We start from the raw sequence: 25,228 nt of genomic DNA on the forward strand, positions 1-25,228 counted from the left end.
CAGGCGCAGCACCACCGCCCCCACCCGACGGCACACCGGTGATAGAACGTCAGGCATGCCACGCCCATGGCGATCAGCGGAATGGCGGATGCTGTTCCACACCCTGCCGCGAGCCCACCCCGGGCTCGCCGCCACCTGGTGGGCGCTCGCCGTCGTCCGCGCCCTGCTGCCCGCCGTTCTGATCGTCGCCACCGGCCTGCTCATCGGCGCGGTCGACGCCGGCACCCCGATCGGCGGCCGGCTCACCCTGGTCGCCGTCTGCTTCGTGCTCACCCAGGTGCTCAGCCCGATCCACGACGCCGTCAGCACCAACCTCGGCGCCCGCGTCGCCGGCCTGCTGCACGAGCGCCTGATCACCGCCGCCACCACCGCCGAGGGCATCGCCCACCTCGAAGAACCCGACCTCGCCGACGACTTCAGCCTGGCCCGCGACTTCGACCTCGGCATCACCGCCCCGCCGATCTCCGTCGCCATGCCGTTCGTCACCAACGGGCTCGTCGAGCTGTGCAGCGGCCTGGCCGCCGCCGCGATCCTGTTCGCCTACCACTGGTGGGCGCCCCTCGCCCTGACCACCGCCTGGCTCGCCACCCACCACCTGCTCCGCGAGAGCACCGTCTGGCAGGCCTGGCGCGACGACGAGGTGGTCGCCCTGCAACGCCAGGCCGACTACGTCTACCGGATGGCCACCGACGCACCCGCCGCCAAGGAGATCCGCCTCTTCGGCCTCGCCGGCTGGGTCGTCGACCGATTCGGCGACCGCCGCCGCAACCTGCTCGCCATCACCGTCGAAGCCCTCCGCATGCGCCAGCGGTCCCTGCTGTGGGCCCTGCTGATCGTCGCCGCCGGCAACGCTCTGATCCTCGGCACCATCGCGCACGACGCCATCACCGGCCGGCTCGACCTCACCACCCTGACCATCTACGCCGGCGCCGCCATCGGCACCGCCGTCCTCGGCGTCGCCGACTTCGACTGGTGGTTCCACACCGCCGCCCGCCCCGGCCCGGTCGTCGACAGCCTCACCCAGAGCATGCCCGAGCACGGCCACCTGCCCACCGGCACCCGGCCCGCCACCGGCCTGCCCCGCCACGAGATCCGCCTGCGCGAGCTCACCTTCGCCTACCGCGCCGGCCCGCCCGTCTTCACCGGCCTCGACCTGACCATCCCGGCCGGCGCCTCCCTCGCCATCGTCGGGCAGAACGGCGCCGGCAAGACCACCCTCGCCAAACTCCTGTGCCGCCTCTACGACCCCACCGGCGGCGCCATCGAGATCGACGGCACCGACCTGCGCGACCTCGACCTCACCGACTGGCGCCGCCGGGTCACCGCCGTCTTCCAAGACTTCATCCGGTACGAGACCACCCTCCGCGACAACGTGGCACCCCTCGGCGCACCCGACGACGCCGTCGACTGGGCCCTGCACCAAGCCGGCGCCGACCGGCTGGCCGCACCAACCACCGTGCTGTCCAAGGCCTACACCGGCGGCACCGACCTCTCCGGCGGCCAATGGCAACGCATCGCCCTCGCCCGCGCCATGGCCGCCGTCCACACCGGCGCCGGCGTCGTCATCCTCGACGAACCCACCGCCCAGCTCGACATCCGCGGCGAAGCCGAGATCTTCCGCCGCCTCCTCGACGCCACCCGCGGCCAGACCACCATCCTCATCTCGCACCGCTTCTCCACGGTCCGCCAGGCCGACCTCATCTGCGTCCTCGACACCGGCCGGGTCGCCGAGCTCGGCACCCACGACGAGCTCATGCAGCGCCAAGGCCGCTACCACACCATGTACACCCTGCAAGCCGCCCGCTTCGAGGACCAGCCATGACCACGGCGACCATCCCCGAACCCCGCACCCTGCCGACGCTCTGGCGCACCCTGCGCCGCGCCTACGACGCCGAACCCCGCATGGCCCTGACCGCCATGCTCGTCACCCTCGTCGCCACCGCACCCGGCGCCCTGCTCGCCCTCTGGATGAAATACCTCGTCGACGGCCTCGCCCAGCACAACCCCACCCTGCTGCGGGCCGGCGCCATCGGCGTCGCCGCCTCCTGCGTCGCCACCTGGCTCCTGCGCCTGATCGCCGTCCGCGTCTCCCGCACCTTCCGCATGCGCATCGCCGTCGCCCTCGAAACCCACGTCGCCCGCATGCAAGCCACCGTCGACACCATCGAGCACCACGAACGCCCCGACTACCTCGACCGCCTGGCCGTCCTGCGCGAAGCCACCTTCCAACTCGACCACCTCTACCAATCCCTGTTCTCCACCATCAGCGCCATCGCCTGCCTCGCACTGACCCTCGCCGTCCTGGCCACCGTCAGCGGCTGGATGATCCTGCTCGCCCTCGTCGCCGTCCCCACCGTCGCCGTCTCCGCCTGGACCAGCGGCAAACTGCGCCAAGCCGAGGAAACCGCCGCACCCGCCAAACGCCGCCAGCGCCACCTGTTCACCCTCGCCACCACCGCCGGCCCCGCCAAAGAGCTCCGCGTCACCGGCAACCAGCACCAGATCGGCGCCGCCTGGCACACCGCCTGGCAAGACTGGTACGCGACCATGTCCCGCGCCACCTGGACCGCCGGCCGCTGGCAGGCCGCCGCCTGGGGACTGTTCGCCGCCGGCTACGCCGCCGCCGTCGCCTGGACCATGCTCGGCCTGCACGCCGGCCCCGCCGACGTCGTCCTAGTCGTCACCGCCGGCGCCCGCCTCGGCCAATACGTCGCCATGACCGCGGGGGAGGCCGACTTCGTCCGCCTCTGGCTCGACGCCTCCCGCCGCCTCGCCTGGCTGGAGGACTACGTCACCCGGCACCGCCGCGACGCCGACCGCACCCCACCCGACCACCTGCACGACGGCATCACCCTCGACCACGTCGGCTTCCGATACCCCGGCACCACCACCAACGTCCTGCACGACGTCACCCTCACCATCCCCGCCGACACCGTCGTCGCCATCGTGGGGGAGAACGGCGCCGGCAAGAGCACCCTCGTCAAACTCCTCTGCGGCCTCTACCCACCCACCGACGGCCGCATCCTCATCGACGGCACCGACCTGCGCCAGATCGCCCCCGACAAATGGCGCGCCAAACTCGCCGGCGCCTTCCAGGACTTCGCCCGGTTCGAGTTCGCCGCCCGCCGCAGCATCGGCCTCGGCGACCTGCCCCGCAGCGACGACCACGACAGCGTGCACACCGCCGTCACCCGGGCCGGCGCCACCGACGTCGTCGACCACCTCACCGACGGCTACGACACCCAACTGGGCGCCGGCTGGCCCGGCGGCGCCGAACTGTCCTTCGGCCAATGGCAACGGGTCGCCCTCGCCCGCGGCTTCATGCGCGACGACCCCCTGCTGACCGTCCTCGACGAACCCACCGCCGCCCTCGACGCCGAAACCGAGCACGCCCTGTTCGAGCGCTACGCCGAACAGAGCCGCACCGGCCGCCGCGACGGCCGGGTGACCCTGCTCGTCTCACACCGCTTCTCCACCGTCCGCATGGCCGACCTGATCATCGTCCTGCAAGGCAACCGGGTGGCCGAGTTCGGCACCCACGACGCCCTGATGTCCCACGGCGGCACCTACGCCGACCTCTACCGCATCCAGGCCCAGGCATACCGATGACCCCATCCACCCACACCCACACGCACCGAATGACGGCGGCCGCCCGCGCGCGGGCCTACCGGACGACCGTGCCCACTCGCGCGCGGGCCTACCGGACGACCCCATCCGCTCCCGCCCGGATGTACGGGGTGACCACATCCTCTCCCGCCCAGGCATGCCGATGACCGCGCCCGCCCGCAGCGCCCGAGCCGTCTACCCCGGAACGTTCGACCCGTTCACCGCCGGCCACCGCGACCTCGTCGACCGGGCACGACGCCTGTTCGACCACCTCACCGTGCTGGTAGCCGTCAACGGCGACAAGCAACCCACCAAACCGGCCGCCGAACGCGCGCTGGACATCCGCGCCGCCATCCCCGCCGACTGGCAGAACGTGACCGTCGCCGCCTGGAGCGGACTGACAGCCACCTACTGCCACCAGCACGACAGCGAAACGATCATCCGCGGCGTGCGCAACGCCGCCGACGCGGTGCACGAATACCAGCTGGCAACCATGAACGAGGCGCTGGGCATCACGACCCTGTTCCTCCCGGCCCGGCCAGAACTGGCAACCATCTCCTCGACCGCAATCCGCGCCGCGTCCCCACCGACGTGACAGAGGGGAGTGCGTCTGAAGGATCCGTCGGCACGGTGCCCGGCAAAGGGCAATCGTTCAGCCCTCGGCGACGAAGGAGCGGATCTCGTCGACGCAGGCCCCGGGCTGGTCCTCCGGCAGGAGGTGAAACCGTCGCCCACCTCGACGAGACGACCCCGCGCCAGCGCCTTGGCGAGGCGATGGCCGTTCTCCGGGCGCATCATCCGGCTTTCCGGGGCCACAGCACAAGCGCAGGCTTGCGAAGCCGGCGAGCCTCGCGGCGGCCTCCACGTATTCGTCACGCCGCGTCGTACGCAGGTATTCAGGAGGTCCCGGCGGACCTCGGCGGAACCCAGAGCCGGCGCCAGCCAACCGTCCATGACGTCGCGGGGCACCGCACGCTTGGACATCAGGCCGAAGTTGACCGGGGAGCGACGCAAGCGGGGCACCCGCAGCGGCTGCAACGCCAGCCACGTCATGCCGGGCACCTTCGACGACAGGTAGAGCGAACGGCCAGGCAACCCAGGCGGGAAGTTGTCGAAAGCCTCCTGGGGGAGCAGGACCAGGCGGGCCAGGCGCTCGTCGAGACCGTACGCGGCAACCAGCTGCGCGCCTCCCCAGTCGCAACCGACCAGCGTCACCTCGCGCAGGTCAAGCACCTGCAGGAACTCGGCCACCAGAGCGGCCAGCCCCCGCGAGCTGAGGTCGGCGTCCGGATTCATCGGCAACCGGTGCGCGCCCAGCGGCACCTCCAGCACCACGCACCGATGGTCGGCTCGCAGGCCGGCAACGACGTGCCGCCAGAGCGTCGCGGCCACGAAGATGCCGGTCAGAAAGACCAGTACCGGTCCGTCGCCGCCGGTGTCCTCGTACTCGACGGTGCCGGCGGACAACACGGCGTTCCGCATGCGTTCCCCCGCTCGCCGGAAAGGGACAGCCGACCCACACCCTCCGCGCAAGTGCAGGGTAGCCAGCGGCCGACACAGCCTCAAGCGGAGACGATCTAGAGTCGCTGTGTGCTGATCGGGGGAGATGACGGCGTCGCGGTACGGCTGCGGCCTCTGCGCTGGCAGTTCCCGGCGGACGCGGGGGCCTGGGACGACCGGTGGCTGGTCATCGGCGGGGCCGTCGAAATCCGCGACCAAGCGTGGTCGTTCACCGACCCCTGTCTGCTCATCGAGGAAGCCCACGAACTGGCCGACTGGCTGCGCACTGCCGCGGCGGGCCGCGGCGAACCGTCGCTCTCGTTCATGGAGCCGGCGCTCGGCTTCGCGATCGCCGGGCGGAGCGACACCGAAGTCGTCCTGCGCGTCCGGTTCACCGCCGAGGCGGCGCCGCCCTGGCTGCGCGCCGACAATCCGCATTCCGCCCAGTGCACGGCCGAGCTGCGCCTGCGACCCGCCCAGCTGCTCGCCGCCGCGACAGCCTGGAGCCGGGAACTGGAAGCCCTCCCGAGCCGGTCGTTCGCAGATCGGGGATGACCCGCGGTGCCCTCGATCCATCGACGTTCCGCCAGGTCGATAATTGACATTATGTCAAGTTGAATCGACGGAGGGGATCACGGCAGAGCGGCACCTGACGGCGAAGTTCCAGGAGCGGCTTTCTGACAGGAAACGCCCGCCCGCTGATTCGCGTGTGACGGCGTCCCTAGGCGCGGACCGAGGTGCTGACAACGCGGACCCGCGCGGGACGCCCGATGTTGGGCCACGCCGGCCGCGGAATCGGTCGCGCGACGACCGTCGTGCACGTCGGCAAGGTGTGAAATGCGTGGCCGGTGCGCCGGTCCGGAACTTCGCATACCGGTCTAAATCCTGCATAATATCACTTATGCAGGACGGACGGGATGTTGCGGTGCTCGAGCTCGTGGACGAGTTTCTGGCGGCTCGGGCGACGCGCAAGCCTTCGGTGCACACGCTTCAGGCGTACCGGCGGGATCTGGTTTTGATCGTTGAGTTGATCGGACCCGAGACAGTTACTCTCGGTGACCTCTCCCCTCGTTCGTTGCGGGGGGCGTTCGCGCGGTTCGCGGCCGGCCGGGCGCCGGCGTCGGTGTCGCGGGCCTGGTCGTCGTGGAATGCGTTCTTCACGTTTCTGGTCGCTGAGCAGGTGTTGCCGGGGAATCCGATGTCGGCGATCGACAAGCCGCGGATGCCGGCCTACTCCCCCAAGCCGTTGCGCGGTGAGGACACTCCGGAGCGGTTACTCTCCGCTGTCAGTCAGCGGGATGAGCGGCAGCGGGATCCGTGGCCGGAGCGGGATCTGGCGGTGCTGGCGTTGGCGCTTTGTGCGGGGTTGCGGCTGTCGGAGATGTTGGCGTTGCGGTCCGGGGACGTGCTGGGCCGGCCGGGTGAGCGGCGGGTGGAGGTGGCGGGCAAGGGCGGCCGGCCGCGGACGGTGCCGATCGAGCCGGAGCTGGACGCGCTGATCGAGCGGTATCAGGACAGCCGGCGGGTGCGGTTCGGGCGGTGTGATCCGCGGGACGCGCTGCTGGTGGATCGGGCCGGTGTGCCGTTGAAGCGGGGTGGGCTGCAGTATCTGGTGGAGTCCTGCTACCGGCGGGCGGGGATCACCGATCGGGTGCCGCGGGGTGCGCAGTTGCATGCGTTGCGGCACACGTTCGCGACGCGGCTGGCCGAGGACGGGGCGAACGCTTCGGAGATCATGCGGTTGCTGGGGCATGCGTCGTTGACGACGTCGCAGGGCTATATCGAGGTGACCGCCGAGCAGCAGCGGGCCGCGGTGCGTGCCAACCGCACGAATCGGGCGCTGCGGGGCCTCTGACCGTCCAGGTTGGAAAGCTTCGTTCGGTCGGGATGAGGAGGATCGGGTGGGTCCGGTGTTTGTCTGGTCCCATGGTGATTCTGTCCGGGCTGCTGGCGGCCACCGGCTATGCCCTCGGTACGGTGCTGCAGCAGAGGGGCGCGTTGCAGACCGGGGACGCGGTCTCCGGCTGGCGGTTTCTGGTGGTGCTGTTTCGCCGGCCGGTCTGGCTGCTCGGCGGGGTGGTGATGGCGGTCGGCTGGGTCTTTCAGGCCGTGGCGCTGCACACCGGGTCGCTGATGCAGGTGCAGAGCCTGGTCACGTTGAGTCTGGTGATCGCGTTGCCGTTCGGGGCGTGGCTGACGGCGCAGCGGATCACGCGGGCGGTGTGGGCGGGCGCGGCGGCGCTGGTGATCGGGATTGTCCTGTTCCTGTCGCTCGGTTCGCCGAGTGGCGGGACGGAGTCGCCGGCGGCCCGGGACTGGTGGATCGCTGGTGGGGTCAGTGCCGGTCTGGCGCTGGTGCTGGCGCGGTTCGGGGCCCGGCGGGGCGGGGCGGTTCGTGCGCTGGCGTATGGGGCGGGGTCGGGTCTGGGGTACGGGTTCGCGACGGCGGTGACGAAGGTGTTCACCGGCATCGTCGGCGGGGGCTTGTCGGCGTTGCTGGGCAGTTGGGAGACGTACGTGATGGTCGGCGCCGGGGTGGTGGGGATGGCGCTGAACCAGTCGGCGTTGCGGACGGGGGCGCTGGCTCCGGCGATGGCCGCGACGAATGCGATGACGCTGCTGACCTGCATCGTTCTGGGGTTGACCGTCTTCGGCGAGTCGATTCAGCACGGTGGCGGGCAGCTGGTGGTGGTCGTGGTGGGCCTGGGTCTCGCGCTGCTGGGCATCGTGCTGTTGGCCGCGGCTCCCGCCGCCCGGCCGGCAGCCGAAGCGTCGCGCGGTGAAGAAGCAAAGCGGTGAAGAAGCAAAGCGGTGAAGAAGCGAGGCGGTGACGAGGTAGAAGCGGTGACGAGGTATATGCGTTGCCGGGCGTCGGGCGGCTGATCGAGTATCGGTCGATGGAGACGATCGCGGCGATCAGCGGGTATTACGAGCGGGGCGGAGAGGTCGACCGGCTGAGTGTCGGCCGTGGCCGGTTGGAGTTTCTGCGGACGCGGGACGTGTTGCGGCGGTTGTTGCCGGCCGGGCCGGCGCGGGTGCTCGATGTCGGTGGCGGCGCCGGGGTGCATGCGCGGTGGCTTGCCGCGGACGGCTATCAGGTGCGTCTTGTCGATCCGATGCCGTTGCATGTCGAGCATGCCGGTGCGATCGCCGGGGTGGAGGCGGTGCTGGGTGATGCTCGGCGGCTGGATGAGGCGGATGCCGCGTATCAGGCGACGCTGCTGCTCGGGCCGTTGTATCACCTGCCCGAGCGCGGGGACCGGGTGACGGCGTTACGGGAGGCGGCGCGGGTCACGGCGCCGGGTGGCCTGGTGGTGGCGGCGACGATCAGCCGGTATGCCGGGTTGTACGACACGTTGGTGCGGGGCCGCTATCTGGAGCCGGACGTGCGGCGGATCACCGATGCCGAGGTCGTGACCGGGGTGCACGAGCCGTTCGACCGGGATCTGTTCACGCTCGCGTATTTCCATCATCCGGACGAGATCGTGGCGGAGTTCGCCGAGGCCGGTCTGGCCCCGGCGACGCGGTACGCGGTGGAGGGCGGTGCCTGGTTGTTCGCCGACCGGGACGGGTGGCTGGAGGGTGACGAGCGTACGGTCGCGTTGCTCGACGCGGTGCGCTCCGTCGAGCAGGAGCCGAGCCTGTTCGGGATCAGCTCGCACCTGCTGACCGTGGCCGTGGTGCGGTAGCGCGTTCCCGGGCGATTCGCAGCGCCCATCCGATCAGCGGGAGTTGCAGCGGCAGCCGGCCGTAGGCGATCGCCCGTTTCCCCGGGGTTGCCCGCCGCCAGTCGTAGGCCATCTGCACGTTGGCCGGGAAGACGGCCGTGAACAGGGCCGCCGCGGCGAGGCCGCCCGCGCGGCGGGTGCGTGGGTGGGTCAGCGCTGCGGCGACCGCGAGTTCGGCGGCGCCGCTGAGGTATGTCCAGGTGCGCGGTTTGCCCGGGAGGCTGCGCGGGACGATCGTGTCGAACGGCTCGGGCTTGGCGAAGTGCAGCGCGCCGGAGGTGGCGAGCAGGGCGGCCAGGCCGTGTGCTTTCTTCATCGGATCTTCCCTTTCGGTCAGTGGTGCAGGGTGCGCGGTGCGGGCGGGACGCCGTCGGCGACGAGGCTGGTCAGGTGGGTGGCGAGCCCTCGCGGGCCGAACAGGTCGGGGCCCGGGTAGGCGGCGATGTCGGCGAGGGTCCACCAGCGGCGGTCGACGATGTTCTCGGCCGCCAGTTGGGCCGGGGTCATGGTGCCGGTCGGGGTGAACCGGGCGGTGCGGATCAGGTAGTAGTCGTTGACGACGCCGTCGTAGCCGGGGAGGTGGGTGCCGGAGATGACGGTGCGGTGCCAGACGTGGGGTGGGTTGCCGGTGAGCGGCAGGCCCACCTCTTCGGCCAGTTCGCGGCGCAGGGCCTGCAGCGGGGTTTCGCCGGGTTCGATGCCGCCGCCGGGGGCGGCCCAGACGGCGGGGCCGGGTTGGCCGGGGGTCAGGTGGCGGCAGAGCAGGATCTGGTGGTCGGTGGTGAGGATGAGGGCGCGGACCGAGTGGCGCAGGTTCGGCGGGGACATGTGGTCATCGTGCCGCGCCACCCGAGAAAGACGCGCCAAACGCGGGAGCCGCACCACCCGAGAAAGACGCGGGAGCCGCGCTACCAGAGCGAGCCGCGCCACCGGAGCGAGCCGCGCCACACGCGAGAGTCGCGCTGCGGCCGCAACCATGCGGGAAGGTCGCGGGGAGCGGCGGGGACGGCCGCCGGTGCGGTCGGGGCGTTGCGGCGCGTACTTTCGGATGGTTTTGGGATGGCCGGTCCCCCGTGACCGGCCATGCCGAGCAGGGGGTCAGGCCAGGCTGAGCTGGACGTCGATGTTGCCGCGGGTGGCGTTGGAGTAGGGGCACAGCTGGTGGGCGGTGTCGAGGAGTTGGCGGGCGGTCGGCTCGTCGACGCCGTTGATCTCGGCCTCGATGGTGGCGCGCAGGCCGTAGCCGCCCTGGTCGTTGCGGCCGACGCCGACGTCGATGGTGACGGCGGTGTCGGTGAGGGTGACCTTGGCGAGGCGGGCGGCGGCCTTGAGGGCGCTGTGGAAGCACGCGGCGTAGCCGGCGGCGAAGAGCTGTTCGGGGTTGGTGTGGGCGCCGCCGGGGCCGCCCATCTCCTTGGGGACGGCGAGGTCGAAGTCGAGGACGCCGTCGGTGGAGCGGACGTGGCCGTTGCGTCCGTCGCCGGTGGCGGTGGCGGATGCGGTGTAGATGGCTTCCATGGGGGCCTTTCAGGTGGTGACGTTGGCGCGGAAGCGCCCGAGCAGGTCGTGCAGTTGGCGGAACTCGTCGAGGGTGAGCCCGGCGGCGCAGGCGACCTGCTGGGGCAGCGACGAGAGTTGATCTTGCAGGGTGTAGCCCGACGGGGTGAGGTGGACCCAGACGGTGCGCTCGTCGGCGGTGCCGCGCTCGCGGCGGATGCGGCCCTGGGTTTCGAGGCGTTTGAGCAGCGGGGACAGCGTGCCGCTGTCGAGGCTCAGCGCGGTGCCCAGGTCACGGACGGTGGTGGCGCCGCGGTGCTGGAGCACGCGCAGGACCAGGTATTGCGGGTAGGTGAGGCCGGCCGCGTCGAGGGCCGGCCGATAGAGGGCGGTCATCGCGCGACTGGCCGCGTAGAGCTCGAAGCAGATCATCTGCTCGAGCCCGGTGCCGGTGTCCACGCCAGAATCATTGCGCACAACTGAATTGCGCGCAACCGACGTGGCATTGATCACCACTGCGTGTGATCATGCGTGGCGTGCCGGAGATCCGATTTGTGAAGCTCTCCCCCGCGGCACTGTCCGCGCTGGTCGAGGGCGACCTGGCGGCCGCGAGCGCCGCGGCGGGCATCGCGCTGAGCCAGTTCATCGTCGACGAGAACTGGCTGTGGGAGATCCGGCTCGAGCAGATCGCCGGCGACCCGGCCAGCCTGGACTGGATCGCCCGGCCGGCCGTCGCCGAGCCGGAGGGCGTGGTCGTCGGGCACGGCGGGTTCCACGGGCCGCCGGACGACGAGGGCGTCGTCGAGGTCGCGTACTCGGTGGATCCGGCGTTTCGCCGGCGCGGGTACGCCAAGGCGATGCTGCGGGCGCTGCTCGAGCGGGCCGACGCGGACCCGGCGGTGACCGCGGTGCGGGCCAGCATCCGGCCGGACAACTCCGGGTCCCGGGCGACGATCGCCGGGTTCGGGTTCAGGAAGATCGGCGAGCAGTGGGATCCGATCGACGGCCTGGAGGACGTATATCTGCGTCCAGCTGCACGATGAGCGGCCGGTGATCGGAGACCGGCGGGTGCGGGGTGCACACCTGCACCACCCGGCCGAGCCTGGTGCGGCCGTGCGGGTCGGCGAGGATGTGGTCGAGTTGCGCGCGCGGCGACGGGCTCGGGAAGGTCGGTGCCTTGCCGAGGGGCTTCCAGCCGGTCACCGCGCGGACCGGGGCCGCGGGCATGTTCAGGTCGCCGAGCAGCACCCGCGGGCCGGGCAGCGACCGCAGATGGCGTACGGCGTGCCGCAGTTGCCGCAGATTCCAGCCCGGGACGAACGACAGGTGCGTGGTGGCCACGGTCACCGGGCCGAGCGGGGTGTCCAGGACGGCCGCGAGCAGGACCCGGGGCTCGTCCGCGAGCAGCCGGAACCCGTCGCTGCCGGTGTAGACCGGGGACCGGACCGGCGCGGCGGGCAGCGCGGTGATCTGCCAGCGGGTCACCGGGTAGCGGCTGACCAGGGCGATCCCGTACAGCGGGTGCACGTTGTCGTCGTCCGAGCGCCACGGCTGCCAGCCCTCCCCCGGCGTGCCGGCGATCGCGGCGGCGAACCGGTGGGTGGGCGCGCGCATGGCGTCCGCGGCGATCCCGGTCAAGTCGAGCAGGCCGCTGCGCGGCTGGGCCCGGTCGACCTCCTGCAGGCCGAGCACGTCGGCGTCGAGGTCCGCGACGGCGGCGTGCACCCGGTCGGCGTGTACCGTGCCGTCGGACAGCGACCGGCCGTGCAGCAGGTTGAAGGTCGCCAGTCGCACGAGTACCGACCCTAACGAACTGTGGGAGGTGACGGTGGTCGCCAAGTTCCTGTGCTGTTCGATGATGGTCTTCCTGGCCGGCGCGGCGTTCGGCCGCTGGCTGCAGAAGGTAAGGCGGAAATGAGCAAAGAACTGATCAGGGAGCTGGAGCGCCAGGAGCGGGAGCTGGTGTTCACGCGCTTCGACAACGAGGACGCGTGGCGGCTGGGGTCGCTGCTGGTGTCGCTGGCTGCCGGGAAGCCGGTCGCGATCGACATCCGGCGCGGGACGCAGCAGCTGTTCCACGCCGCTCTCCCCGGCGCTGTCGCGGACAACGACCGGTGGATCGAGCGGAAAGTCCGGGTTGTCGAGAGATTCGGCGCTTCTTCGTACTTGGTCGGACGACGGCTCGCGGCGAAAGGCCAGAAGCTCGACGCGGACCTGGGCGTGGACCCGGCCGACTACGCCGCGCACGGCGGAGCATTCCCGATCAGAGTCGGACATGTCGGGGTTGTCGCCGTGGTGACGGTGTCCGGACTCCCCCAGGCGGAGGATCACGCGCTCGTGGTGGCGGCACTGGAAACGTTCCGCTCTGAGCGATAGGCACTTCCGCACGGCGAAGCCATCGTGCATGGTCGATCGCCATGAAACTGCTGATTCTGGGCGGCTCCGGTTTCGTCGGCCGCGCGCTCGCCGGCGAGGCGGTCGCCCGAGGCTACGACGTGACCGTGTTCAACCGCGGCTTACGCGGCGCCCCGGCGGGCGTGCGGGTGCTCACCGGCGACCGGCAGGCCGCCGACGGGCTGACCGCGCTGCAGATCGACCAGAGCTGGGACCTGGTCGTGGACACCTGGGCGGCCGGGGCGGGCGCGGTCGGCCGGACCGCCCGGCTGCTGTCCGGCCGGGCGCGGCACTACACGTACGTGTCCAGCCGCTCGGTCTACCGGTGGGGCACCCCGGCGCCGCTCACCGAGGACGCGCCGCTGGCCGACCCGCGCGAGCCCGGTTACGCCGGCGACAAGGTGCGCGGCGAGCTGGCGGCCGCCTCCTTCGGCGGGCCGCTGCTGCTGGCCCGGGCCGGGCTGATCCTCGGGCCGCTGGAGGACATCGGCCGGTTGCCCTGGTGGCTGCACCGGCTGGCCCGCGGCGGCCCGACCCTGGCGCCCGGCCCGCGGATCCTGCCGCTGCAGTACATCGACGTCCGCGACCTGGCGATCTTCCTGCTCGACGCGGCGTCGGCCGGGCTGACCGGCCCGTACAACGTGGTCAGCGAGCCCGGCCACGCCACCATGGGCGAGCTGCTGGAGGCGGGTGTCGCGGTGACCGGCGGGCGGGCGAAGCTGCGCTGGACCGACCCGGCGGTGATCCAGCGGTACGGCATCCAGGCGTGGACCCAGCTGCCGATCTGGCTGCCGCCCGGCCCCGACCACGACTTCCTGCACCGCGGCGACGTCGCCAAGGCGCTCGGCGCCGGGCTGCGCTGCCGGCCGGTGTACGACACGGTCGCCGACACCTGGGCCTGGCTGCAGGGCCTGCGCGGGGAGCCACCCCGGCGCACCGACCGCGACGCCGTGGGCCTGGATCCCGTACTGGAAGCGAAAGTCCTGGCCGGTGAGCCGTAGCCGATGGTTCAGTCGGCGAGCAGTGCGGCCAGGCGGGCCGCGCCGACGTTGCCGCCCGAGATGATCACGCCGATCCGGGCGGGCACCGGCTGGATGCGGCCGGCGAGCAGAGCGGTCAGGCCGCTGGCGCCGGAGGGTTCCATGACCTGCTTGAGCCGGTCGACGGCGAACCGCAGCCCGTCGCGGAGCTCCTCGTCGGTGACCAGCACGATCTCGTCGACCAGCCGTCGGTTGATCGAGAAGGTCAGCTCGCCGGGGGTGGGTGCGGCCTGCCCGTCGGCGATGGTCCGCGGCACCTCGATGCGGACCCGCTCCCCGGCCGCGAGGGAGCGCCGGGTGTCGTCGCCGGCCGCGGGCTCGACGCCGATGACCCGGATCCCCGGGCGCAGGCCCTTGGCGGCGATGGCGCTGCCGGCGATCAGCCCGCCGCCGCCGACCGGCACGACCAGCGCGTCCAGCTCGCCGGCCTCCTCCAGCAGCTCGAGCGCGGCGGTGCCCTGCCCGGCGATCACGTCCGGGTGCTCGTACGGCGGGATCAGCGCGAGCCCCCGCTCGGCGGCCAGCCGCTCGCCGACCTCCTCCCGGTTGCCGGTGTACCGGTCGTACGTGATGATCTCGGCGCCGTAGCCGATCACCGCGTCGAGCTTCGCCGCCGGGGTGTCGGCCGGCATCACGATCACCGCGGAGCTGCCCAGCTCCCGGGCGGCCAGGGCGACCGCCTGGGCGTGGTTGCCGGAGGAGTACGCGGCGATGCCCCGCGCCAGCTGCTCGCGCGAGAGCCGGGCGATGGCGTTGTAGGCGCCGCGGAACTTGAACGCGCCGGCCCGCTGCTGGTTCTCCGCCTTCAGGTACACCCGGGCGCCGGTCAGCGCGTCGAGGGTGCGGGAGCGGATCACCGGGGTGCGATGTGCCACCCCGGCGATCCGCCGCGCCGCGTCCTGGACGTCCTGCAGGCTCACCACCGTCGTATCGGTCACGGGGAGATCCTAGGAGCGGCGGGCCACTGTCCGGCCCCCGCTGTTACGTTCGTCGCAGGACTGCACAAAACCGTCAGGCCGCTTTGCGCAGGCCCTGGACGTCGGTGGCGGCCAGCCGGGTCGCCATCGTGCTGCGGGCGGCGATCTGGGCGGCGTACACGGCACGCCGGCGGGCCACGCAACCGTCCTTGGCCGAACCGGTCGCCTGCTGCTCCATGTGCGTGCTCAGGCCGTCCTTGAGCAGGGCCAGGGCCTCGGTGCGCAGCTGCGACACCCGGGACTCGGTGACGCCCAGCTCGGCGGCGACCTCGGACAGCGGCCGCTCCTGCAGGAACGACGCCTCCACCACGAACCGCAGCCGCTCGGGCAGCACGGCGACCGCGTCGTGCAGGTAGCCGATCCGCTCCCGGTGCAGCAGCATCTCCTCCGGGTTCAGCTCCGTCTCGGTGACCATGTCCTCGGCGGTGCCGACCGCGAAGCCCTGCAGCGACAGGACGGCGGCGCGCTGCACGTCGTCGTCGACGGTCGACAGCTCGCCGACCGCGACGCCGAGCAGCTCGGCCAGCTCGGCCGGGGCCGGGGTGCGGCCCAGCTTGGTGGTCAGCTCCTGCCGGGCCTCCTCGGCGCGGCGGGCCCGGGCCCGGACCGAGCGGGTCGCCCAGTCCATGCTGCGCAGCTCGTCGAGCAGGGCGCCACGGACCCGGACGGCGGCGAACCGGCCGAACGGGATGCCGCGCTCGGCGTCGTACGCCTGGGCGGCGGTCACCAGGGCGGTGTAGCCCGCCGAGGCGAGGTCGTCTCGGTGCACGTGCGGCGGAACCTTGAACAGCATCTCGCGGACCATGTGGCCGACCAGTGCCATGTTCTCGCGGATCAGCCGCTCCTGCTCGCGGGTCACGCTCTTCGTACCGGCGCTCATGTTCGGTTCCCCCCTGTGTGGTTGCGGGGAGAACTATTTGGCGCGGCGGGTGCAACGGACGGTCACTCATGGTTGCCGCCCGGTTGCATCAGGGAATTTGCCTCAAGAAACAGGAAACTTGCCTCACGAAAGCAGCCAGCCGTTGTCCAGGGCCAGCCGGACCGCCTCGGCCCGGGTGCGGGCGCCGGTCTTGCCGATCGCCGCGGACAGGTGGTTGCGCACGGTCCCCTCGGACAGGCGCAGCGCGCGGGCGATGTCGGCCACCGTGCCGCCGTCGCGGGCGGCGCGCAGCACGTCGGTCTCCCGCTCGGTCAGCGGCGACTCGCCCTGCGCGAGGGACTGGGCGGCCAGGTCGGGGTCGACCACGCGCAGGCCCTCGTGCACCCGGCGGACCGCATCGGCCAGCTGCCGGGCGGGGGTGTCCTTGACGATGAAACCGCTGGCCCCGGCCGCCATCGCCTGGCGCAGGTAGCCGGCCCGGCCGAACGTGGTGACCATCAGCACGCGTACGGCCGGAAGGTGTCTGTGCAGCTCCCGGGCCGCGGCGACGCCGTCGATGCCGGGCATCTCGACGTCCAGCAGGGCCACGTCGACGTCGTGGTCGCGGGCCGCGTCGAGGACCTGGTCGCCGCGCCCGACCTCGGCGACGACCTTGATGTCGGGCTCCATGTCGAGCAGGGCGGCCATCGCGCCGCGCACCAGGGCCTGGTCGTCGGCGAGCAGCAACTTGATCATGACGGGACCTCCACTCGTACGCGAAATCCCTGCTGGTCCTCCCGGCCACCCACGGTGAGGCGACCGCCCAGCGCTTCCGCCCGCCGGCGCAGCCCGGCGAGACCCTGTCCGTTGTTCGGTGTTTTGTCCGGTAAATGGCCGACGCCGTCATCGACGATCTCCACGCTCGCCGGTGCGAGCAGCACCGCGACGTGCCGGGCCTTGCTGTGCCGCACGACGTTGGTGACCGCCTCGCGGATGGTCCAGGCGAACAGCTCCCGGTTGCGGCTGGGCACCTCGTCCGCCGCGCCCGGCAGGGTGGCCTGCACGTTCGCGGCCTCCAGCGCCTCCCGGGCGGCGGCGATCTCGCCCGGCAGCGAGATGCCGCGCATGCCCATCGCCGTGGAGCGCACGTCCGCGAGGGCGTCGCGGGCCAGCCCTTCCAGGTCGGCCAGCTCCTTGCGGGCGCGTTCGACGTCCACGTCCAGCAGCCGCTGGGCCAGCTCGGCCTTCACGGTGACGACGGTCAGCGAGTGCCCGAGGATGTCGTGCAGGTCGGCGGCGATGCGGGACCGCTCGTTCTGCACGGCCAGGTCGGCGATCTCCTTCTGCGCGGCGAGCAGCCGGCTCTGCCGTTCGGTCGCCAGCCGGATGCCCCAGGTGGCGAGGGAGCCGAGCACCACGGCCAGGCCGTAGCCGTTGTCGGTCCAGCCCGGCACGATCGCCGGCAGCGCCTCGGCGGTGGTGGCCAGCAGCGCCGCGAACGCGATCGCCCGCGGCAGCGGCAGGCTGACCATCGCGAACGCGGCGATGTACACCAGGCAGGTCAGCGCGTGGCTGCCGGCGCCGGGGACCATCAGCCCGAACAGCCCCAGCATGACGGCGATGCCGACGGTGGAGCGCACCACGTACTCGGGCGGCACGTTGTGCGGCGTGCGCCGCATGACGCTCGACATCTTCACGACCATCAGGTACGTGGCGCCGAACAGCACCACCGCCACCAGGCCGATCACGCGCCACGGCATGCTCGCCCGGGTGAGCAGCGCCGACACCGTGTCGAGCAGGTAGAACAGCCAGACGGCGGCGAAGATCCACCCGTACTTCTCGCCGCGGGTGCGGTCGTTCGCCGCCGTCGTCATGGCCATGAACCTATACCGGGCTCAGACGCGGGCGGTGTCGCGGCGGAACCGCCACATCGCGCCGGCCGAGAAGATCAGCGTCCAGGCCGCCACGTTCAGCACCGCCAGCCACAGGGTGCCGTCGTGGGTCAGCGGGTAGCGGGCCAGCTCGCCGACCCCGTACACCGGGGTGAACTTGGCGATCGTCGCGAAGGTGTGGCCGAAGGTGTCCAGCGGGGCGAACAGCCCACCGGCGAAGGCCAGCACCGCCAGCACCGGGCCGAGGATCTGCATGACGTTCTCGCTGGGCAGCAGATAGCCCATGAACAGGCCGAACGCCGCGAACACCAGCGCGCACACCCAGGCCAGCAGGGCGCACTCGATCCAGGCGTGAACCGGCAGCTTCGCCCCCGACGCCGACCCCACCGCGAAGGTCACCGCCACCGACACCGCACCGATGACCATCGCGAGGACGAGCTTCACGGCGATGTAGGCGGCCGGCTTGAGCGGGGTCAGCCGAAGCTGCCGGCTCCACCCGGCGGCGCGTTCGATGCTGACCATCGCGCCGCCGCTCGTGGTGGCCAGCATCGCGCCGTAGACGGCCATGCTGACCATGATGTAGCCGGTCACGTTCCCGGCGCCGACCGCCTCGTGCTTGGACGCGGCGTTGGTGCCGAACAGCAGGAAGAACACCGCCGGCAGGACCAGCGTGAAGATGACCGTGCGCTTGTTGCGGGACATCCGCCGCAACTCCAGCTTGATCATCCCGAGGTTGAAGCCGCCGAAGCGCGGCAGCGAACGTTGCTGGGCGATGACGGTCATTGTGCCGGCTCCGAATCATCCGCAGTCAGGGCGAGGAAGGCCTCTTCGAGGTTCCGCGAGGTGATCTCCAGGTCGCGGGCCCCGGTCTCGTTCAGCAGGTACCGGGCGATCGCGTCGGTGTCCCGGCCGTGCAGGTAGACCGTGTCGCCGCGGACCTCGACCTTCTCCGCGCCGGTACGCTCGCGAAGGTCCGCCTCGGCGGCGCCGGCCAGCGTCGCCCGCACGGTCCGGCCCGAGGCCAGGGCCTTGACCTCGGCGGCGGTGCCGTCCGCGACGATCCGGCCGCGGCGGACGAAGACCACCCGGTCCGCGTACGCGTCGGCCTCCTCCAGGTAGTGGGTGGCGAAGATGACCGTCCGGCCGCCCTGCGCGTCCCGGCGGATCGCCGACCAGAAGTCGTGCCGGCCGCCGACGTCCATGCCGGTCGTCGGCTCGTCGAGGATCAGCAGCTCCGGGTCGGGCAGCAGGGCCATCGCGAACCGCAGCCGCTGCTGCTGGCCGCCCGAGCACTTGCCGACCATCCGCTTGCCGATGTCGGCGATCCCGGCCCGCTCCAGGGCCTCGCCGACCGCGCTCTGCGGCTTGCCGAACAGCACCGCGGTCAGCCGGACGGTCTCCTCGACCGTGTAGTCCTTGAGCAGGCCGCCGGTCTGCATGACGGCCGAGACCAGGCCGAGGGCGACCGCGTCGTGCGGCTTGCGGCCGTACACCTGCACGGTGCCCGCGCTGGGCTGGGCGAGGCCGAGCAGCATGTCGACCGTGGTGGTCTTGCCCGCTCCGTTCGGGCCGAGCAGGGCCACCACCTCGCCGGGGCGGATCTTCAGGCTGATGCCGTCGACGGCCGTCACGGCGCCGAAGCGCTTGACGACACCGTCGAGGTCGACGGCCGGTTCGGCGGTACCGCGGGCCGCGGTGCCGGGTGAGGCGGTAAGCGTCATGCGACCATCGTGGACGGCGCGGCCCGGCCGGCCCGGGGCCGCGCGTCACGTCCCCGCCATGACATCCGTCAGGGGTGAGACTGTGTCGATGGAGCCGAGCCACAGCGCCCTGATCGTCACCGTCCCCGAGGCCGAGCCGGTCGTCGCGGCCCACCGGCAGCGGCTCGACGCGGCCGCGAGCTGGGGTGTGCCCGCGCACGTGACCGTCCTGTTCCCGTTCCTGCCGCCGGCCGCGATCGACGAGCGGGTCCTGCGGACGCTCGGCCGGGCCGCCGCCACCGTGCCGGCGTTCTTCGTGGCCCTGGAGCGGGTGGGCTGGTTCGGTGATCGGGCGGTGTGGCTGGCGCCGTCGCCGGCCGAGCCGTTCCAGCAGCTCACCGCCGCGGTGACGGCCCGCTTTCCCGGGGTGCGGCCGTACGAGGGCGCCTTCGAGGAGGTGGTGCCGCACCTGACCGTCGGGGCCGACCGGCCGGTCGGCGAGCTGACCGCGGCCGGCGAGGCGGTCGCGGCGCGGCTGCCGATCCGGGCCCGGGTCGACACGCTGCGGCTGATCACCGGCCGGCGCGAGCCCGGCGACTCATGGCTGACCCGCGCCCTGTTCCCCCTCGGCTGAGGCCGCTGACAGGTATTCGTCGACCGCGTCCTTGGCCACGCCCAGGCCGGCCAGGGCCGCCTCCTGCTCCTCCAGCAGCGCGAGCAGGATGTGCCCGGTGGTGACCTCCTGCTGGTTGAGCCGCAGCGCCTCGCGGAAGGTCAGCTCGAGCACCTTCCGCGACGCCGCGTCGTAGGGGATCAGCACCGGCTCCTCGCCCTCGGTCGGCGCCGCCGGCAGGACGGCTTTCGCCGCCGCGCGAACGGCATCGAGGTCGAGACCCTGAGCGGTCAGCGCACGCGCCGCCAGGCCGTCCGGCACATCGAGTACGCCGAGCAGCAGATGCGCCGGAACGATCTCGTGGTGGCCGCCCGCTTTCGCCTGCTTCATCGAGGCGACCACCGCCGAGCGGGCGGTGGCGGAGAAGCGCTCGAAGCCCTGGCCGCCCTTGGGCACGAAGCGCTTCTGCGCGGCCTGCTTGGTGACACCCATGCTGCGGCCGATGTCGGTCCAGGAGGCGCCGGAGCGGCGGGCCTGGTCGACGAAGTGGCCGATCAGGTGGTCGGCGAGCTCGCCCAGATGATCGCCGAGCAGCACGGCGTCGGACAGCTGCTGCAGGGCGTCGTCGGGGCGGGCCCGGTGGATGGCGGTGATCAGGTCGTCGAGGCGGACGGGCGGGTCGATCTGCGTCATGCCGTCAACCTTAGGTTGACGACTGGCTCGGCGTCAACCGTCGGTTGACGACGCGCAGCAGGTACTCCTTGCGGTCGAGCGGGTCCGGCCCGGTCCGCTCCCGCACCGGCGGCTTCCCCCGGACCGGCGCGTAGTGGTCGAACACGCTCTCCAGCACCCCTTCCCCGCGCGTCAGCCCCGGCAGCCGCCGCCGCAGCTCGTGCACCTTCGCCGCCGGGATCTCCCCGTCGATGCCGTGCGCGCCGGTCGCCAGCGGGATCGCCCCGAGCCGCGCCAGCAGCGGCAGCACCGCCGGCACCGTATCCGCCGGCACCTCGGCCGTGAACGCGTGGATCGGCTCGTGCACCACCGTTCCGGCGTCCCGCAGCGCCGCCATCAGCACCAGCGGGGTGAGGTTGCGGAAGTCCCCTGCCGTACTCGACATGCTCTTGTCGAAGACCGCGTGGGCGTGACTCTGCCGCGCCGAATACCCCGAGTGGGTCATGGTGACCGCGCAGTCCGGGACGGGCCAGCCGCGCAGCCCCTGCCGCAGCGTCTCGCGCACGGTCTGCTCGACCGCGACGAAGAACGCCGCCGGCATCGACCCGGGCTCCACCGCGAGCTGGAAGCTCACCCCGTCCCCCGGTCCGACCCGCAGCCCGACGGTGGCCAGGAACGGGTTGGGCGCGACCTTGTTGTACTCGACCGCCGCCCCCGCACCGGCCGGCCGTTCGATGTGCAGGGTGGTGGTCTCCCGGAAGCTGACGTCGAGGCCGTACTGCTCGGCGAGGGTGGCCTGGATGACCTCCTTCTGCACCTCGCCGTAGAGCGACACGTACACCTCGCGGCGCTCGTCGTCCTGCCGCAGGTTGATCAGCGGATCCTGCTCGGCCAGCTCGGCGAGGGCCGCGTGCAGCTCGGCCCGGCGGGACGCGAGCACGGCGGTTTCCAGGCTGGGCGGGGCGAACTGCGCTTGCTGCGCTTTTGCATCCCGTACGCCGATGGTGTCACCGATCCGGACGTGACCGAGCCCGCGGACCGTGCCGATCTGTCCCGCGGTCAGCTCGGCGCGCGGCTGCGTTCCCCCGTCGGTGAACACGCGGATGCCGGTGACCCGATCTTCGCCGACCGTGTCGCGCACCCGCAGGACCCCGTCGAACATCCGCAGGTAGGCGATCCGCTCCCCGGCCGGCCCCCGGTCGACCTTGAAGACCGTGCCGCCCCGGCCGGGCGCCCGGCCGGTCGGCAGCAGATCGACGATCCCGCCGATCAGCGCGTCGATGCCGGCCCCGGTGATCGCCGAGCCGAAGAACACCGGGTGCACGTCGTCGTGCGCGCGCACCGGCGGCGGGGTCCGCTCCTCGACCAGCGCGGCCAGCACCGCGTCGTCGTGGTCGGCCAGCCGCAGCAGATCCACCCGCTCGGTGACCGCCGCGTCCCGGGTGCCCAGGCCGTCGACCCGGCTCATCGGCACCAGCGCCGGCGACACCCGCGCACCCACCTCGTCGAGCAGCTCGTGGAACCGGGCGCCGGCCCGGTCCACCTTGTTCACGAAGATCAGCGTGGGGATGCGCAGCCGGTGCAGCGTGCGCGCGAGCACCCGGGTCTGCGCCTGCACCCCCTCCACGGCGGAGATCACCAGGACCGCGCCGTCGAGCACGCCGAGCACCCGTTCCACCTCGGCGATGAAGTCCGGGTGGCCCGGGGTGTCGATCAGGTTGACCGTGGTGCCGCGCAGCGGGAACGACACCACCGCGGACTTGATCGTGATGCCGCGGCGGCGTTCCAGCTCGAGCGTGTCGGTGCGGGTGCTGCCCGCGTCGACGCTGCCGAGCTCGTCGATGACCCCGGCGGCATACAGCAGCCGCTCGGTGAGACTGGTCTTACCGGCGTCGACGTGCGCCAGAATGCCGAGATTGAGCGTGGCCAAGCGTCCTGTCCCTCATGGTGAGCCGGAATCCTTCCTGGTCGGACAGAAACGCAGCTCGCATCGCAGGACCTCTCCACCGGGCAAACTCGGACCGGACCAGCTCACCAGACCCGCGGGCGCGGCGGCAACCGGTTTACCGGCGGCTTTACCGGCGGTTTTTACCGGCGGCGCTCGGCCTCCCGCTTGCCCCGCTTGCCCAGGGGCACCTCGGACAGGTCGACGGCCTGCGCGCTCAGGTTCTTCACCGGGTACCCCCGCTCGGCCATCCACCCGGCCGCCCGCGCCTGACAGTCGGCGGTGATCGCCGGGATCTGCTCCTGCTCCCCGGCGTCGGCCACGAACCGGAACGTGAAGAACGGCCGGGCCGGCAGGTCGTACGCGAGATACCCCTCCGGCGTGTACGCGGTCTTCAGAAAGTCGTGCTCCGCCCGCGCGGCGACCAGCTCGGCCAGCTGCTGCTCGCTCAGCCCGTCGAAGCTACCCCGCACGGTGACCCGGATCGTCCGGCTCATGTCCCACCCTCCCGATGACAGTTCCGCGCGCCAGTATCCGGCCCGCCGCCCCGCCGGGACACCGAAATACCCGCGCGGAACGCGCCCGGGCGCCGGGCCGTCGAAGCGGCATGGTGACTTCTCGTTCCCTGCTCTGTCTCGCCCTGGCACTCGCCGGCTGCGCCGCACCGCCCGCCGCACCGCCCACCCCGCCGGCGTCGGCAACCGCGCGGCCGTCCGACCCGGCCGTCGCGGGGAAGGCCGCGGTGCGGCAGCAGTCCTGCGGCACCCATGTCGTCGCCGGCGACGCCGACAACGGCGCGTCGGTGTGCGTCGTGGCCGGCAGCGACGTGAGCATCCTGCTGAAGACAGTCGCCGGCTCCCCGTGGGCGGAGCCGGCCGCGACCGGCCACGCCCTCGGCCCGGCGACGGGGCTGCCGACCCCGTACGGCCGGGTCGGTTGGGGGTTCGGGGCCCTGGCCGCCGGCTCGGCCGAGATCAGCACGACCCGGCCGGGCAGCCCGCCGGTGGGCTACCGGCTGCACGTCACCGTGCGCTGACCCGGACCGCCGCTGGGCTAACCTCGTGCCTGTGCGACTTCACGTGGGCTGCCCGATGTGGTCGCTCAAGGCCTGGCAGGGGCGGTTCGTCGACCGGGCGCTGCCGGCCGGCGAGCGGCTGCGGGCGTACGCGGGCTGGTGCACCGCGGTCGAGGGCAACACGACCTTCTACGCGACGCCGCCCCGCGAGACGGTCGCGTCGTGGGCCGCCCAGACGCCGCCGGAGTTCCGCTTCGTCGTCAAGCTGCCGCGAACGATCACCCACGAGCGGCGGCTGACCGGCGGCGACGCCGAGCTCGGCGAGTTCTGGCGGGCGATGGAGCCGCTCGGCGCCCGCGCCCACGCGTACTGGATCCAGCTGCCCGGGTCCTTCGGCCCCGGCGACCTGAGCGTCCTGGAGACCTTCCTGCGCCGGCTTCCGGCCGCCTTCCGGTACGCCGTGGAGGTGCGCCACCGCGGCTTCTTCGACGATCCGGGCGCACTGGAGGCCGTGCTGGCGAAGGCGGACGCCGAGTGGGTCCCGTTCGACACCACGGCGTTCTTCGCGAGCCCGCCGACCAGCGACGCCGAGCGCGACGCGTGGACGAAGAAGCCCCGGATGCCGCCGCGCACGACCGCGGTCACCGACCGGCCGATCGTGCGCTATCTGGGCCGCGACGACACCGCCGCGACGGTGGCGGGCTGGCAGCCGTGGGTCCCGATCGTGGCGGACTGGCTGCGCGAGGGCCGCTCGCCGACGGTGTTCCTGCACACGCCGGACAACGCGGACGCGCCCGAGCTCGCCCGGCGGTTCCACGACGACGTCCGGGCCCGGGTGCCCGCGCTCGAGCCGTTGCCCACGCCGGCGCCGCCCGCCGAGCCGCTGACCCTGTTCTGATCACCGTGTTACCGTTTTCGAGGCCGTGCGAGAGGACGAGGAGGTGGTACCCGTGACCGCAGTATCGACGTGGGTGCTCCCCTCCGGGTTCACGGCCGGGCGATAGGTCGTCCGGGAGCGCCGTTCACGAGCACTCCCGAAAGGCACGACCATGCGACTCACCTCCGAAAAGCGCCTCGACGGCGGCGTCCTCGAACGCGAGTTCACCCTCGGCGAGATCCCCGGCATCCTGTGGACGCCCGGATCCGCCGCCGCGCCCGTCCCGCTGATTCTGCTCGGCCACCCCGGCGGGCTCGCCAAGATGTATCCCCGGCTCGCGGCCCGGGCCCGGCACTGCGCGGCGGACGGCTTCGCCGCGGCCACCATCGAACTGCCCGGCAGCGGCGACCGGCCCCGTGACCCCGCCGCCGAGCAGGCCCGCGCCGACCTGCGCCGGGCGCTGCAGGCCGGCGAGCCGGTCGGCGCCGAGATCATCGACGCCCTCATCCTCCCGCTCGTCGAGAAGTCCGTCCCGGAATGGCAGGCCGCCCTGGACGCCCTGCTCGCACTGCCCGGGATCGCCGGCCCGGTCGGGTATTCGGGCGGGGTGATCTCGATCGGTGTCCGGCTGGCGGTGGTCGAGCCCCGCATCGTGGCCGCCGGCCTGTTCGCCGGCAGTTTCGTGCCCGCCGCCATCGTCGAACAGGCCCGCCAGGTCACCATTCCGCTGCACGTCCTGCTGCAGTGGGACGACGAGGGCAACGACCGGCAGGCCGCCCTGGACCTGTTCGACGCGTTCGGCTCCAAGGAGAAGTCGCTGCACGCCAACATGGGCGGGCACATCGGCGTCCCGGCGTACGCCGGTGAGGACGCGGCCCGGTTCTTCGCCCGGCACCTGGGGTAAGCGCCGGCC

General features: G+C 72.3%; 28 protein-coding genes and 1 pseudogene. 14 read left to right on the forward strand and 15 right to left on the reverse strand.

Translation table 11 applies throughout. From position 1 onward, the window contains the following. Positions 1–88: 88 nt before the first annotated feature. From ODJ79_RS02165 to coaD, 3 genes are all read left to right on the forward strand, one after another. Positions 89–1,822 carry an ABC transporter ATP-binding protein gene (locus tag ODJ79_RS02165; protein WP_263021573.1) on the forward strand — a complete coding sequence of 578 codons (1,734 nt, stop codon included), beginning with the start codon at positions 89–91 and terminating at the stop codon, positions 1,820–1,822. Beyond that, a complete protein-coding gene (locus ODJ79_RS02170) occupies positions 1,819–3,609 on the forward strand; it encodes an ABC transporter ATP-binding protein (RefSeq protein ID WP_263021574.1) in 1,791 nt (596 codons plus the stop codon). Before ODJ79_RS02165 ends, ODJ79_RS02170 begins: the two co-directional genes overlap by 4 nt. A 160-nt stretch (positions 3,610–3,769) precedes the next feature. Beyond that, on the forward strand, positions 3,770–4,201 hold the full coding sequence (gene coaD, locus ODJ79_RS02175) for a pantetheine-phosphate adenylyltransferase (RefSeq protein WP_263021575.1): 432 nt from the start codon (positions 3,770–3,772) through the stop codon (positions 4,199–4,201). 587 nt (positions 4,202–4,788) lie between these two features. Here coaD and ODJ79_RS47085 read toward each other — a convergent pair. Next, positions 4,789–5,088, reverse strand: a pseudogene (locus ODJ79_RS47085) (alpha/beta fold hydrolase); the annotation flags it as partial. Positions 5,089–5,196: 108 nt separating this feature from the next. Between ODJ79_RS47085 and ODJ79_RS02180 the strand changes: the two are divergent. The 4 genes from ODJ79_RS02180 (at position 5,197) to ODJ79_RS02195 (ending at position 8,795) form a co-directional block, all read left to right on the forward strand. Next, a complete protein-coding gene (locus ODJ79_RS02180) occupies positions 5,197–5,661 on the forward strand; it encodes a hypothetical protein (RefSeq protein ID WP_263021576.1) in 465 nt (154 codons plus the stop codon). Positions 5,662–6,007: 346 nt separating this feature from the next. Further along, positions 6,008–6,961 carry a tyrosine-type recombinase/integrase gene (locus ODJ79_RS02185; protein WP_263021800.1) on the forward strand — a complete coding sequence of 318 codons (954 nt, stop codon included), beginning with the start codon at positions 6,008–6,010 and terminating at the stop codon, positions 6,959–6,961. A 71-nt stretch (positions 6,962–7,032) separates the two neighbouring features. Further along, complete coding sequence (locus ODJ79_RS02190) at positions 7,033–7,905, forward strand: DMT family transporter (RefSeq protein WP_263021577.1); 873 nt, start codon at positions 7,033–7,035, stop codon at positions 7,903–7,905. 98 nt (positions 7,906–8,003) lie between these two features. Next, positions 8,004–8,795: a class I SAM-dependent methyltransferase gene (locus tag ODJ79_RS02195; RefSeq protein ID WP_263021578.1), complete on the forward strand. Its 792-nt coding sequence runs from the start codon at positions 8,004–8,006 to the stop codon at positions 8,793–8,795. Here ODJ79_RS02195 and ODJ79_RS02200 read toward each other — a convergent pair. The 4 genes from ODJ79_RS02200 to ODJ79_RS02215 all read right to left on the reverse strand — a co-directional run bounded on the left by ODJ79_RS02200 (position 8,758) and on the right by ODJ79_RS02215 (position 10,763). After that, entirely contained in the window at positions 8,758–9,150 is a 393-nt protein-coding gene (locus ODJ79_RS02200; RefSeq protein WP_263021579.1) for a MauE/DoxX family redox-associated membrane protein, read from the reverse strand. The genes ODJ79_RS02195 and ODJ79_RS02200 overlap by 38 nt on opposite strands. A 17-nt stretch (positions 9,151–9,167) precedes the next feature. Then, positions 9,168–9,662 carry an NUDIX domain-containing protein gene (locus ODJ79_RS02205; RefSeq protein ID WP_263021580.1) on the reverse strand — a complete coding sequence of 165 codons (495 nt, stop codon included), beginning with the start codon at positions 9,660–9,662 and terminating at the stop codon, positions 9,168–9,170. Between the two features lie 270 nt (positions 9,663–9,932). After that, positions 9,933–10,352, reverse strand: coding sequence for an organic hydroperoxide resistance protein (locus ODJ79_RS02210; protein ID WP_263021581.1), 420 nt, complete (start codon positions 10,350–10,352; stop codon positions 9,933–9,935). A 9-nt stretch (positions 10,353–10,361) separates the two neighbouring features. Further along, positions 10,362–10,763 (reverse strand): MarR family winged helix-turn-helix transcriptional regulator, encoded by a 402-nt coding sequence (locus tag ODJ79_RS02215; protein ID WP_411267251.1) that lies wholly within the window; start codon positions 10,761–10,763, stop codon positions 10,362–10,364. 95 nt (positions 10,764–10,858) lie between these two features. On the opposite strand from ODJ79_RS02215, the gene ODJ79_RS02220 reads away from it, so the two are divergent. Next, positions 10,859–11,374 (forward strand): GNAT family N-acetyltransferase, encoded by a 516-nt coding sequence (locus ODJ79_RS02220; RefSeq protein WP_263021583.1) that lies wholly within the window; start codon positions 10,859–10,861, stop codon positions 11,372–11,374. On the opposite strand, the gene ODJ79_RS02225 is transcribed toward ODJ79_RS02220, so the two are convergent. Beyond that, positions 11,301–12,125, reverse strand: a complete 825-nt coding sequence (locus tag ODJ79_RS02225) for an endonuclease/exonuclease/phosphatase family protein (RefSeq protein WP_263021584.1) — start codon at positions 12,123–12,125, stop codon at positions 11,301–11,303. The two genes, ODJ79_RS02220 and ODJ79_RS02225, sit on opposite strands and share 74 nt — an antisense overlap. Before the next feature lie 120 nt (positions 12,126–12,245). Here ODJ79_RS02225 and ODJ79_RS02230 point away from each other — a divergent pair, with 120 nt between their 5' ends. Together ODJ79_RS02230 and ODJ79_RS02235 are read left to right on the forward strand one after the other, a co-directional pair. Continuing rightward, complete coding sequence (locus ODJ79_RS02230; RefSeq protein WP_263021585.1) at positions 12,246–12,707, forward strand: heme-degrading domain-containing protein; 462 nt, start codon at positions 12,246–12,248, stop codon at positions 12,705–12,707. A 41-nt stretch (positions 12,708–12,748) separates the two neighbouring features. Continuing rightward, positions 12,749–13,726, forward strand: coding sequence for an NAD-dependent epimerase/dehydratase family protein (locus tag ODJ79_RS02235; protein WP_263021586.1), 978 nt, complete (start codon positions 12,749–12,751; stop codon positions 13,724–13,726). Between the two features lie 8 nt (positions 13,727–13,734). Here the strand turns inward: ODJ79_RS02235 and ODJ79_RS02240 are convergent, their stop codons facing one another. The 6 genes from ODJ79_RS02240 to ODJ79_RS02265 form a co-directional block, all read right to left on the reverse strand. After that, positions 13,735–14,703, reverse strand: coding sequence for a pyridoxal-phosphate dependent enzyme (locus tag ODJ79_RS02240; RefSeq protein ID WP_263021587.1), 969 nt, complete (start codon positions 14,701–14,703; stop codon positions 13,735–13,737). A 73-nt stretch (positions 14,704–14,776) separates the two neighbouring features. After that, the gene (locus ODJ79_RS02245) at positions 14,777–15,622 is read right to left on the reverse strand and encodes a sigma-70 family RNA polymerase sigma factor (protein WP_263021588.1); all 846 of its coding nucleotides are present in this window, start codon (positions 15,620–15,622) and stop codon (positions 14,777–14,779) included. Between the two features lie 123 nt (positions 15,623–15,745). Then, positions 15,746–16,357: a response regulator transcription factor gene (locus ODJ79_RS02250; protein WP_263021589.1), complete on the reverse strand. Its 612-nt coding sequence runs from the start codon at positions 16,355–16,357 to the stop codon at positions 15,746–15,748. Next, the gene (locus ODJ79_RS02255) at positions 16,354–17,475 is read right to left on the reverse strand and encodes a sensor histidine kinase (protein ID WP_263021590.1); all 1,122 of its coding nucleotides are present in this window, start codon (positions 17,473–17,475) and stop codon (positions 16,354–16,356) included. Before ODJ79_RS02255 ends, ODJ79_RS02250 begins: the two co-directional genes overlap by 4 nt. 21 nt (positions 17,476–17,496) lie before the next feature. Continuing rightward, entirely contained in the window at positions 17,497–18,276 is a 780-nt protein-coding gene (locus ODJ79_RS02260; protein WP_263021591.1) for an ABC transporter permease, read from the reverse strand. After that, the gene (locus tag ODJ79_RS02265; RefSeq protein ID WP_263021592.1) at positions 18,273–19,214 is read right to left on the reverse strand and encodes an ABC transporter ATP-binding protein; all 942 of its coding nucleotides are present in this window, start codon (positions 19,212–19,214) and stop codon (positions 18,273–18,275) included. Before ODJ79_RS02265 ends, ODJ79_RS02260 begins: the two co-directional genes overlap by 4 nt. An 88-nt stretch (positions 19,215–19,302) precedes the next feature. Here ODJ79_RS02265 and ODJ79_RS02270 point away from each other — a divergent pair, with 88 nt between their 5' ends. Continuing rightward, positions 19,303–19,827 carry a 2'-5' RNA ligase family protein gene (locus ODJ79_RS02270; RefSeq protein ID WP_263021593.1) on the forward strand — a complete coding sequence of 175 codons (525 nt, stop codon included), beginning with the start codon at positions 19,303–19,305 and terminating at the stop codon, positions 19,825–19,827. Here the strand turns inward: ODJ79_RS02270 and ODJ79_RS02275 are convergent. The 3 genes from ODJ79_RS02275 to ODJ79_RS02285 all read right to left on the reverse strand — a co-directional run bounded on the left by ODJ79_RS02275 (position 19,792) and on the right by ODJ79_RS02285 (position 22,920). After that, positions 19,792–20,499 carry a Clp protease N-terminal domain-containing protein gene (locus tag ODJ79_RS02275; RefSeq protein WP_263021594.1) on the reverse strand — a complete coding sequence of 236 codons (708 nt, stop codon included), beginning with the start codon at positions 20,497–20,499 and terminating at the stop codon, positions 19,792–19,794. The two genes, ODJ79_RS02270 and ODJ79_RS02275, sit on opposite strands and share 36 nt — an antisense overlap. Positions 20,500–20,509: 10 nt before the next feature. Then, the gene (locus tag ODJ79_RS02280; RefSeq protein ID WP_263021595.1) at positions 20,510–22,408 is read right to left on the reverse strand and encodes an elongation factor G; all 1,899 of its coding nucleotides are present in this window, start codon (positions 22,406–22,408) and stop codon (positions 20,510–20,512) included. A gap of 158 nt (positions 22,409–22,566) precedes the next feature. Further along, positions 22,567–22,920 carry a DUF6204 family protein gene (locus tag ODJ79_RS02285; RefSeq protein WP_263021596.1) on the reverse strand — a complete coding sequence of 118 codons (354 nt, stop codon included), beginning with the start codon at positions 22,918–22,920 and terminating at the stop codon, positions 22,567–22,569. A gap of 113 nt (positions 22,921–23,033) precedes the next feature. Here ODJ79_RS02285 and ODJ79_RS02290 point away from each other — a divergent pair, with 113 nt between their 5' ends. The 3 genes from ODJ79_RS02290 (at position 23,034) to ODJ79_RS02300 (ending at position 25,219) form a co-directional block, all read left to right on the forward strand. After that, complete coding sequence (locus ODJ79_RS02290; protein ID WP_263021597.1) at positions 23,034–23,459, forward strand: hypothetical protein; 426 nt, start codon at positions 23,034–23,036, stop codon at positions 23,457–23,459. Positions 23,460–23,490: 31 nt separating this feature from the next. Then, complete coding sequence (locus tag ODJ79_RS02295) at positions 23,491–24,336, forward strand: DUF72 domain-containing protein (RefSeq protein WP_263021598.1); 846 nt, start codon at positions 23,491–23,493, stop codon at positions 24,334–24,336. Positions 24,337–24,487: 151 nt separating this feature from the next. Beyond that, the gene (locus ODJ79_RS02300) at positions 24,488–25,219 is read left to right on the forward strand and encodes an alpha/beta hydrolase (RefSeq protein WP_263021599.1); all 732 of its coding nucleotides are present in this window, start codon (positions 24,488–24,490) and stop codon (positions 25,217–25,219) included. Positions 25,220–25,228: the final 9 nt, after the last annotated feature.

It is taken from the genome of Actinoplanes sp. KI2 (assembly GCF_025630775.1).
In the GTDB taxonomy this organism is placed as follows: Bacteria; Actinomycetota; Actinomycetes; order Mycobacteriales; family Micromonosporaceae; genus Actinoplanes.